The sequence below is a fragment of the Devosia sp. genome (genome assembly GCF_036406155.1).
Classification (GTDB): domain Bacteria; phylum Pseudomonadota; class Alphaproteobacteria; order Rhizobiales; family Devosiaceae; genus Devosia_A.
Genome location: NZ_DASWVV010000084.1, coordinates 1 through 3161 on the forward strand (window position 1 = coordinate 1; position 3161 = coordinate 3161).

The window sequence follows — 3161 nt, forward strand, 5'->3', positions numbered from 1 at the left end:
CCGCCGCTACAACCCGCTCCCGAAGATCATTGGAAAGAGGTCTCATCAGATGCTGGCCTCCTCACCAGTCAGCATCTTGAATCACAAACACCCCAAAACCGGAATCCCCTGCGATTCAAAAAAGAGCCGAACCGCTCTAGGGCCGGCAGCAGGCACCCGTCACCCGCCGGAGCCAGCCGCAACGCACCCTTCACCCTCCCCCGCGAAGCGCGGGGAGGGTCGGGGAGGGGGCGCGCGCTACTGCCGCCGCACCGCCCACTCCGCCAGCACGAGGCCGACCACGATCAGGCCGGCCGCGAACAGGTGGGACGTCTCCAGCCTCTCGCCGAGCAGCAGTACCGAGCCGATGGTGCCGAACACCGGGATCAGGTTGATGAACAGGCTGGCGCGGTTGGGGCCGATGAGTTCGACGCCGCGCACATACAGCAGTTGCGAGATGACCGAGGGAAACAGCACCGTATAGAGCACCACCAGCCAGCCCTGCCAGGTGATCTCGCCGAAGGCCTGCGCCAGGTAGACGGGGCCGCCGCCAATGGCGAACTGGAAGGCGAAGGAGGCGAGCACGGCGCCTACGAAGGTGACGACCAGGAAGCTCAGCCAGTTGGTCGCCGGCCGGTAACGCAGGATCAGCGAGTATACGGCCCAGGCAAGGCACCCCAGCACCATCAGCGCGTCGCCGGCGTTGATGTCGAGGGTGAGGAGGCGGCCGAGGTCGCCATGCGTCGCGGTGATGGCGACGCCGAGGATGGTCAGGGCCACCCCGAGCAGCTGCAGGGCCCGCACACGCGTGCGGAACACGGCGAAGTTGAGCAGCATGACGAAGATGTTCACTACCACCTGCTCGATGGCGATGTTGACCCCGGAGGTGAAGTGGGCGGCGAGGTAGAGCAGCACGTTGAAGGTGGCGTAGCCGATGGCGCCGTAGAACAGCAGCAGCGGCAGGTTGCCGCGGATCGCCGGCCAGTCGCGCTGCAGCGGGCGGATGGCGAAGGGCAGCACCGCCAGCAGCGCCCCGCCCCAGCGCAGGATCATCAGCGCGTGCGGGTCGATATGGCCGACGGCGAGCTTGCCGGCGACGACGTTGCCGCCCCAGAACAGGGTGGTGAGGGTGAGCACCAGGTAGGGCCGGCGCATCAGGGAATCGAAAAGGCGGCCGGGCAGGGTGCGGGGTGGATTTGTCATCGGCGAGCTTCTGGTCTAAACGTCGGCGTCTTACCAGCGATTTGCGCCCGGGTCAGCCGGTGCCCCACTGGTGGGCGCCGGGACTAAAGACAGGTTTCGCGGCAAAGCGCCAGCACCCAGCCCGGCGCGGGACCGCCGCGCGCAGCAGGGAACGAGCTTTCATGACAAATGTGGTGGTCGTCGGCAGCCAGTGGGGCGACGAGGGCAAGGGCAAGATCGTCGACTGGCTGTCGGAGCGCGCCGACGTCGTCGTGCGCTACCAGGGCGGCCACAATGCCGGCCATACGCTGGTGATCGACGGGGTCAGCTACAAGCTGAGCCTGCTGCCGTCGGGCGTGGTGCGCGGCAAGCTCAGCGTCATCGGCAACGGCGTCGTGCTCGACCCGCATCATTTCGTGGCGGAACTGGACAAGCTCCGCGGCCAGGGCGTGCACGTCACCCCCGACATGCTCAGGATCGCCGAGAACGCGCCGCTGATCCTGTCGCTGCACCGCGAACTCGACGCCATCCGCGAAAACGCCACGGCCGGGCTCAAGATCGGCACCACCAAGCGCGGCATCGGGCCGGCCTACGAGGACAAGGTGGGAAGGCGCGCCATCAGGGTGTGCGACCTCGCCGAGCCCGAAACGCTCATGGCCAAGATCGAGCGGCTGCTCACCCACCACAACGCGCTGCGGCGCGGCATGAACCTCGCCGAGCTCGCGCCGCAGGCGCTGTACGACGAGCTCATGCAGGTGAGGGACGCCATCCTGCCGTTCGTCGACCAGGCGTGGCGGCTGCTCGACGAGAAGCGCCGGGCCGGCGCCCGCATCCTGTTCGAGGGAGCGCAGGGCGCGCTGCTCGACAACGATCACGGCACCTACCCGTTCGTCACGTCGTCCAATACCGTCGCGGGGCAGGCCGCGGCCGGCTCCGGGCTGGGCCCGACCTCCATCGGCTACGTGCTGGGGATCACCAAGGCCTACACGACCAGGGTGGGGGAGGGGCCGTTCCCCACCGAGGATTCCGGGGAGGTCGGCGAGTTCCTCGGCCAGCGCGGGCGCGAGTTCGGCACCGTGACCGGGCGCAAGCGCCGCTGCGGCTGGTTCGATGCGGTGCTGGTGCGCCAGACGGTGCGGACGTCCGGGATCACCGGCATCGCGCTGACCAAGCTGGACGTGCTCGACGGCCTCGAGGAGATCAAGGTGTGCGTCGGCTACGAGCTCGACGGGTCACAAATTGACTATCTGCCTGCCTCAATGGGGGCACAAGCTGCTGTTAAGCCGATCTACGAGACGTTGGAGGGATGGTCCGAAACCACGGCTGGAGCGCGCAGCTGGTCCGAATTGCCGGCGCAGGCGGTCAAGTACGTGCGGTATATCGAGGAGCTGATCGGGGCCCCCGTGGCGCTGCTGTCCACAAGCCCGGAGCGCCTGGATACCATTCTGGTTCATGACCCGTTCCAAGACTGAGTTTTTTTGCTAGAACATCCCGGCAAATTGCGAGCGTTAAGTACGGAATGGCGGACTATAAAGAGCTGTTACGAAGGGCGGTAGAGGCTCTGCCCGAGAACAACGGCGCTGCACGGCGTGCCGTCTACGAGAAGGCGCGCGCCGCTCTCGTCGGCCAGTTGCGCGCCATCAATCCGCCGCTGCCGGCGCGGGACATCACCGCGCACCGGCTGCAGCTCGAGGATTGCATCCGCCAGGTCGAGCAGGAAGCCAGCGAGGCCGTGATCGCCGGCATGAGCGGCGGGCACGAGGCGCCGCCGCAGCCGCCGGTCTATTTCGAACCCGCCGCCCAGAAGGCGCTGCCGGGGAGCACCCGGCCGGCCGCCAAGCCGGTGCTGGTGGCCAAGGAAGGCCCGCGGCCGTTGCCGCAGGGCGGCACCATCGAAGACATCATCATCGCCGCCAACCGCGATGCCGAGGCGCCCCGGGCCGCGCGGCCCGAACCGCATCCGGCCGCGCCGCACGAAGCGCGCCCGGCCGGCAGGCACG

2 protein-coding genes and 1 pseudogene are annotated in these 3161 nt (G+C 68.0%); 2 read left to right on the top strand and 1 reads right to left on the bottom strand.

Annotation, left to right across the window (positions count from 1 at the left end):
- Positions 1-237: 237 nt before the first annotated feature.
- A complete protein-coding gene (locus VGD93_RS05410) occupies positions 238-1182 on the bottom strand; it encodes a DMT family transporter (RefSeq protein ID WP_395009960.1) in 945 nt (314 codons plus the stop codon).
- A 161-nt stretch (positions 1183-1343) separates the two neighbouring features.
- Here VGD93_RS05410 and VGD93_RS05415 point away from each other — a divergent pair, with 161 nt between their 5' ends.
- Both VGD93_RS05415 and VGD93_RS05420 read left to right on the top strand, forming a co-directional pair.
- Positions 1344-2633: an adenylosuccinate synthase gene (locus VGD93_RS05415; RefSeq protein WP_395009962.1), complete on the top strand. Its 1290-nt coding sequence runs from the start codon at positions 1344-1346 to the stop codon at positions 2631-2633.
- A gap of 47 nt (positions 2634-2680) precedes the next feature.
- Positions 2681-3161 (top strand): annotated as a pseudogene (locus VGD93_RS05420) (hypothetical protein); the annotation flags it as partial.

Bases quoted from the DNA above. Each gene is read 5' to 3' on its own strand.
- VGD93_RS05415 (WP_395009962.1), top strand. From the start codon at position 1,344: ATGACAAATGTGGTGGTCGTCGGCAGCCAGTGGGGCGACGAGGGCAAG.
- VGD93_RS05410 (WP_395009960.1), bottom strand. From the start codon at position 1,182: ATGACAAATCCACCCCGCACCCTGCCCGGCCGCCTTTTCGATTCCCTG.